Raw genomic sequence first — 6,133 nt, 5'->3', positions numbered from 1 at the left:
GTCCTGGGGGGGGCGGTTGCCAGTGGTTTACTGGGTAACGTTACTGCACCCAGGGTCGTCGTGGTCAGTCCTGACCGTCCCGTGAATGTCCGGCTAGAAGCCCCGCTCTCCTTGCGCCGCTAGGACCAAGAGGGTTGACTGCAACTGGGGTTCTTGACGGCGGATATCCTGATAAACCGCAATCTGACGGCGGGCGCGGGCTAGGTTATGGGCACGGCGGCTGGGGTATTGGCTCGGGTCCCACTGAAAATAGCAGTCATCAAAATAATCTTGTAGATAGCGCATCCCCAGTTCCAGGGTGATGCGCTTGAGACCCGTCAATAAACTGAGGCGTTCAACCGTCGTGGGGGGGGATTGGCAGTAACCCTCTAGAGCAACGGTGAAAAAGTGGGAGTCGAAACTTTCGCCCACCGTACACCAGGAACGCAGGGCATCGCCCATTTCGACGGCGAGGGATTGGATCATCAGGGTATCGAGATCCACTAACCCCGTCACCGCCCCTGTACTGTTGAATAAAAAATTGCTTAGCTTCAGGTCCCCGTGGATAATCTGGTGCGGTAAGGGCGGGAGGACCAGGGTGGGGACGTGTTCAGTGAAGAAATCCCGCTCCCGCTGCACAGTTGAGTCGGCTGGGCAGGACTGGAGTTGGTTCAAAATATAGTCTGTATCGTGGAAATGAGGGATTTGGAAGTGAAAATGATGCTTAAATCCCCTGAGTACCTGATGGAAGCGGGCGGTAAATTGTCCGGCTTGTTTGAGATAACTGACCTCAGGCGCGGTGCGGTGGGTAGTCCCCGGTAGACAGGTCATCACTCGCCAAGAACGGCCCCCACTCGAATAGTGCAAGTCCCCGCTAGTCGTGGTCTGGTACTGGGGAACTGGGATGCCCTGATCTAGTAAAAATTGACCAATTGCCTGAGCATCCACTGTCGCGCCCATCACCGCCGGATGGAGAGCTTGCACAATGAAAACCCCCTGTTCCGTGGTCACGCGCCAAGTCTCATTTACCGCGCCTGCTGTCAACCGGGTTGCTGCTTCTAGCGTCTCAAGGGCAAAGGCGCGGATAACCTCGTCCATCAAGCTCCGGGCAGTTTGGTCAAGATATTAGAACTCAGGACCGCCGACAGGATTAAAAATATCGCTACCGCACCCCAGCTAAAACGGTCCAGGTTCTTTTCAGCACTCTTCTGGCTTGAAAATAGTTGGGCTTGACCACCGATAGCGGCTACCCCATCTCCCTTAGCGGAGTGAAGAAGGACAGAGACGATAATCCCCGCTGCCGACAGAGACCACAGGATTTTTAGCACAATTACCAGAACTGCCATCACGTTTGTCCTTTGCTTTCTCTAAGATATCAGCCCGAGACTCCCTAAAAAGCCTGACTGCCGTTTCGTGGAGACGGGTTCCCGTTACGACAACGTAACTTCTCTAGGTCCACTGCGCTCAGTCGTTCGCGCTCAGTCCCCGGCTCGCGGTACATAACGCCAGTACGAATACTGTAATCCCCCAAACGAGGACGACTATTAAGCCCCGCCGACCCCCCGCCAAAGATCATCCCAAAAAGACCGCCGAGTATACCTCCCCCCTGATTTCGATTAGGGGTAGAGGTGAGGGAACCGGGGTTAAGCACTTCACTACGAAGTCGGATTCGCGCTTGACCGGGACTCTGGTTAGTAATCTCGTAGGTACTGCTAAGAACCATCCCGGCACGGTCACGATTTTGTTCGACAAACTGAAAAGATTGCTCATCGGAATCGAGTACCTGCCAGCAGACGCGCTTAAATTGTTCGTAGGGGACCCCCCGGTTATCCACTTTGTAAAGCGCGTACTCTCCAGAGAGGTCTCCTGGTAAGGTAATCGCTTCTTTTTGCCGTAGCCCGATAGCCCCTTCATAGCCACCCCGCGCATCTGTCACTCTAGAGGTGAAAGTCCAGCGACCGCGCACCCACTCCGGGACCACACTGGCGATCCCAGCCTCAAAAGAAGGCCTACGCGCTGAGGAAGAAACCACTTGGTCGTTCTCATTGGCTCGCGCTTGTAGTTGGGGGTCGGGAGGGATGAGGCCCAACTGTCGTTGGAGGGTTTTGAGGTCCGTGTTATCGACCCGTCCATCCCCGGTCAGGTCCGCCGCCTGGGTCTGATTATCGGAAAAAAGACTCTGGCCCTTCAAGTATTGTTGCAAGACGGTCACATCCCCACGGTCCACCTGCCCGTCACCGTTAACATCCCCAGCAGTCTGCGCGAGAACGGCGGGGACGAGGAGCAATAGACCGATTGACCAAAGTTTCTTGTGCATGGCACCTCCGGGTTATTTTCGACGCGCTGGCTCCCTAAAGAGTTCCTGTGGGCTATGCCTTTCTCCAGTTTAGTCACCCATCGAATACAGACTCTTCATTAATCTCTGTTGTTAATCTAGCCTTAACGTTCATCATGATCGCTCTGTACTAAGCTTCAGTTGAACTCTGCTCAGATGGACCTATGTCTAACCCACTCAAGCTCAGTGCCTTCCTCTTGGCCCTGTCGCTCCTGGCACCAGCCACCGCTCAAGACTTGACCTTAACCGTCCTCCACAGTAATGACGGTGAATCCAAACTCATCAATGCCGGGACGGGCGCGTTGGTGGATTATGGCGGGGTAGCCCGTTTTGCCACCGTCGCCAAGAACCTCAAGGCCGCCGCCGATGACTGTGCCAATAACCGGGGCGTGCTGTTGATTGGGGCCGGAGACAACTTCCTGGCTGGACCGGAATTTAATGCCAGTCTGCAGCTACCAGCGGGTTCAGTTTACTACGACTCCATCGCTTTGGACTTGATTGGTTACAGTGCCAGTGCCATCGGCAACCACGAATTTGATTTCGGACCCGACGTGGCAGCAACCTTCATCGGTGGCTTCACCACCTCCGCCGTTACCTTTGTCAGTGCCAACCTAGAGTTCAGCCAAGAACCCGCGCTCTTGGCCCTCGAACAAGCAGGCCGGATTCGTAAGAGCCTCACCCTCTCTGTCTGTGGGCAGCAAATCGGCCTTGTCGGAGCCACGACCCCGCTCATCACTAATATTTCTAGTCCGGGCAATGTCGGGGTCAGTTCGGACCTCGTAGGGACGATTCAAGCTGAGGTAGATGCCTTGCTTGCGGCGGGGGTCAGCAAAATCATCCTGACCAGCCACCTCCAGAGCGTCAACGAAGACTTGGCCCTCATCCCCCAACTGCGCGGGATTGACATTGCCATCGCTGGGGGCGGCAGTGACCTGTTGGCGAACCCAGGGACCTTACTCGTCCCCGGTGATGCCATCGCGGGTCCCTACCCCAAGCTCGCCACGGACCTAGACGGACGCACCGTCCAAGTCATCACCGCTGATGGCAACTATAAATATGTAGGCCGTCTGGTGGCTACCTTTGATAGTGCCGGTGAAATTGCCAGTGTGGACACTGCTAGTAGTGGCCCGGTGCGCGTCTCGGGCAAAGTGGGGGACCCGGATGCCGTCAGCCCCGACCCCGCCGTGCAAGCCCAGGTCGTAGACCCCGTGCAAGCCGCTGTCAATAGCTTGGCCCTCAATGTGATTGCCACCACCCAAGCCCCGCTCAACGGACAGCGTTCGATTGTCCGTACCCGTGAGACCAATCTGGGGAACCTCATCGCCGATGCCCTGCTCAATGAAGCCACGGCCCTCGCGCCTAGTTTCGGCCTACCCATCCCCGATGTTGCCCTCCAAAACGGCGGCGGTATCCGTAACGACACGATCATCAATGGTCCTAACATCACGGAACTCGATACCTTCAGCATCCTGCCCTTCTCCAACTTTGTCGCCGTGGTCCCGGCGATCCCAGCGGCCCAATTCAAAGAGATCCTGGAGAATGCCGTTTCGCGAGTGGAGTTTACGGACGGGCGGTTTGCCCAGGTGGCGGGTTTCCGCTTCACCTATGACCGGCGCGGGACGGCCCAAATCCTCGATAGCCTCGGCAATGTCACTACCCCCGGTACCCGAGTTAAGGAAGTCATCCTCAATGATGGACGGGTGCTTGTGCAGGCGGGTCAACTCGTCGCGGGTGCCCCTAGTATCAATATCGCCACGATTGATTTCTTAGCGCGGGGCGGGGACTTCTATCCCTTCCGGGGTGCGGCCTTTACAGTGTTGGGTGTGAGTTATCAGCAAGCTCTATTCAACTACATCACTAGTGATTTAGCGGGGCTGATTACGACCGCGCAGTACCCGATTATCCCTGCCATCGCTCAGGCTCGTACTAGCGTGTTGGTCCGTCCGGGCGACTTCAGCAACGATGGTAAGTCTGATCTGGTCTGGCGCAACTTTGCCACGGGTGAGAACGCTCTTTGGCTTCTGGATGGCATCACCCCGGTCAGTTATGCCTTCATTACGACGCTCTCAGACCCCAATCTACAGGTGACCGCCACCGGAGACTTCAACTTCGACGGTCGGGCCGATATTGTGCGCCGGGATATCCTCTCGGGGGCCAATGAAGTCTGGTTGATGAATGGAAATACCGTCACTTCTACCGTCGCCCTCAACGCGGTGAGTGACTTGAATTGGCGGCTAGAGGGAAGCGCAGATTTCAACCAAGATGGTCGCTCAGACCTGCTCTGGCGCAACTATGCCACGGGTGAGAACGCTGTCTGGTTGATGGACGGGACCGCCTTCTACCAAGCCCTGCTCCTGCCGCCCTTGAACGACGCGAACTGGTTCCTCCAGGGGAGCGGTGACTTCAATGGCGATAGCAAGCCCGACTTGATCTGGCGTAACTATGCCACGGGCGAGAATCTCCTCTGGTTGCTCAATGGGGTCAACTTCGTCCAAGCGGTGTCGCTAAGTCCGGTGACCGACCCCAGTTGGCACATCGTGGCGAGCAGTGATTACAACGCTGACGGCAAACCCGACCTCATCTGGCGCAACTATGCCACGGGTGAAAACGCGGCTTGGTTCCTGGATGGGACGGTGGAAGTGACCTATACCTTCTTTCCTGCCGTAACTGACTTGAATTGGTTCTTGGGCGGACCCCGCTAGGTCCTTTGCAACTCCCGTCTTCTCTTTGAGGACGGGAGTTATACCTAATCCAATCGCGCTTTTTATGTTGTTAACTTCAGTCTTACTGTCTAGTGGTAACCCTAAGGGATATTTCAGCTAACTAATCGTCCCAACCATAAACCCAGCCCCATACATCCCAGTCCACCTACCACCATGCCAAGTACATAACCCAGAGCGGTCCAGGGTGCCTGTTGTCCCATCAAGACAGCTTCAGCACTAAAGGTACTAAACGTCGTGAATCCCCCACAGAATCCCGTGGTCAGCAATAACCGCAACTCGGGGTCGAAAGGCTGACTACGCTCAACCCCCAAAATTACCCCCAACAGCAGGGACCCGACCAGATTGACCCCAAGCGTCACCCAAAAGCCTGTTCCCCAACTCGCAGCGGCCCAAATGCCCACCAAATAGCGCAAGAGCGACCCACCGCCGCCGCCCACTAGTACTGCCAACATCTGCAATATCATCCCACCCCTGATGAGCGGTCCTAATGCCCGAGCTCAGGTCCAAAATACCCTGGAGCTGACACGAGGCAAAATTAAATCCGCGTCAGTCAAAAGCAATGTGTTCTCTAGGGGTAACCATGAGATTGAGCCCGTTCAAGCCTAAAATTCAGTGAACGAAGCTTTTTGCTCGGTCAGTCAGATACAACTGATTATGGCAAAATGGAACCGAATTGGTTGCAATTGGGTGACTCTCCATGCCGACTACGCTGACCTTGAAGAATATTCCCGACACTTTGTATGAACGTTTGAAAGCCTCAGCACAAAAGCATCGGCGCGGCCTGAACAGTGAAGCGATTGTGTGCCTGGAATCGGTACAGCTACCCATCCAGATCACGCAGCAAGAGCGTTTAGCACGAGCACGAGCGTTACCCAATGGAGCCATTCGTTCTCCTAATATTTCCTGGATTCGTCAAGACCGCTGGGACGCACTCACTCCCAAACAAAAACGCAAATTTGCCCCGGTCTGCCCTGATTTCGTCCCGGAACTCCTCTCGCCCACGGACGAACTGACCGATATCTAGACCAAGCTTGAAGAATACATTGCCAATGGCGCACAACTGGGCTGGCTCATCGCACCGCAAAACCAAGTGGCT

The 6,133-nt window shown here is 55.6% G+C and carries 5 protein-coding genes and 2 pseudogenes; 3 read left to right on the top strand and 4 right to left on the bottom strand.

Annotated features, from left to right (window positions below; translation table 11 throughout):
* Positions 1-93: 93 nt before the first annotated feature.
* From HFM78_RS05750 to HFM78_RS05740, 3 genes are read right to left on the bottom strand one after another with little or no spacing between them, the layout of a single operon-like run.
* Positions 94-1,077: a phosphotransferase enzyme family protein gene (locus HFM78_RS05750; RefSeq protein ID WP_287128469.1), complete on the bottom strand. Its 984-nt coding sequence runs from the start codon at positions 1,075-1,077 to the stop codon at positions 94-96.
* On the bottom strand, positions 1,077-1,325 hold the full coding sequence (gene secG / locus HFM78_RS05745; RefSeq protein WP_287128468.1) for a preprotein translocase subunit SecG: 249 nt from the start codon (positions 1,323-1,325) through the stop codon (positions 1,077-1,079). The genes HFM78_RS05750 and secG overlap by 1 nt, the downstream gene beginning before the upstream one ends.
* A gap of 44 nt (positions 1,326-1,369) precedes the next feature.
* Positions 1,370-2,296, bottom strand: coding sequence for a dockerin type I repeat-containing protein (locus HFM78_RS05740; protein ID WP_287128467.1), 927 nt, complete (start codon positions 2,294-2,296; stop codon positions 1,370-1,372).
* 182 nt (positions 2,297-2,478) lie between these two features.
* Here HFM78_RS05740 and HFM78_RS05735 point away from each other — a divergent pair, with 182 nt between their 5' ends.
* Positions 2,479-5,016, top strand: a complete 2,538-nt coding sequence (locus HFM78_RS05735; RefSeq protein WP_287128466.1) for a 5'-nucleotidase C-terminal domain-containing protein — start codon at positions 2,479-2,481, stop codon at positions 5,014-5,016.
* 113 nt (positions 5,017-5,129) lie between these two features.
* Here the strand turns inward: HFM78_RS05735 and HFM78_RS05730 are convergent, their stop codons facing one another.
* Positions 5,130-5,489 carry a CrcB family protein gene (locus HFM78_RS05730; protein WP_287128465.1) on the bottom strand — a complete coding sequence of 120 codons (360 nt, stop codon included), beginning with the start codon at positions 5,487-5,489 and terminating at the stop codon, positions 5,130-5,132.
* Positions 5,490-5,734: 245 nt separating this feature from the next.
* On the opposite strand from HFM78_RS05730, the pseudogene HFM78_RS16170 reads away from it, so the two are divergent.
* Together HFM78_RS16170 and HFM78_RS16165 are read left to right on the top strand one after the other, a co-directional pair.
* Positions 5,735-5,839 (top strand): annotated as a pseudogene (locus HFM78_RS16170) (FitA-like ribbon-helix-helix domain-containing protein); the annotation flags it as partial.
* Between the two features lie 66 nt (positions 5,840-5,905).
* Positions 5,906-6,133 (top strand): annotated as a pseudogene (locus HFM78_RS16165) (Uma2 family endonuclease); the annotation flags it as partial.

It is taken from the genome of Candidatus Cyanaurora vandensis, from assembly GCF_013285555.1.
In the GTDB taxonomy this organism is placed as follows: Bacteria; Cyanobacteriota; Cyanobacteriia; order Gloeobacterales; family Anthocerotibacteraceae; genus Cyanaurora; species Cyanaurora vandensis.
This window is presented reverse-complemented; position numbering and strand designations above follow the sequence as displayed.

Excerpts from the sequence above, each read along its gene's own strand:
- secG (WP_287128468.1), bottom strand. The coding sequence starts at position 1,325 with ATGGCAGTTCTGGTAATTGTGCTAAAAATCCTGTGGTCTCTGTCGGCA.
- HFM78_RS05750 (WP_287128469.1), bottom strand. The coding sequence starts at position 1,077 with ATGGACGAGGTTATCCGCGCCTTTGCCCTTGAGACGCTAGAAGCAGCA.
- HFM78_RS05730 (WP_287128465.1), bottom strand. The coding sequence starts at position 5,489 with ATGTTGGCAGTACTAGTGGGCGGCGGCGGTGGGTCGCTCTTGCGCTAT.
- HFM78_RS05740 (WP_287128467.1), bottom strand. The coding sequence starts at position 2,296 with ATGCACAAGAAACTTTGGTCAATCGGTCTATTGCTCCTCGTCCCCGCC.
- HFM78_RS05735 (WP_287128466.1), top strand. The coding sequence starts at position 2,479 with ATGTCTAACCCACTCAAGCTCAGTGCCTTCCTCTTGGCCCTGTCGCTC.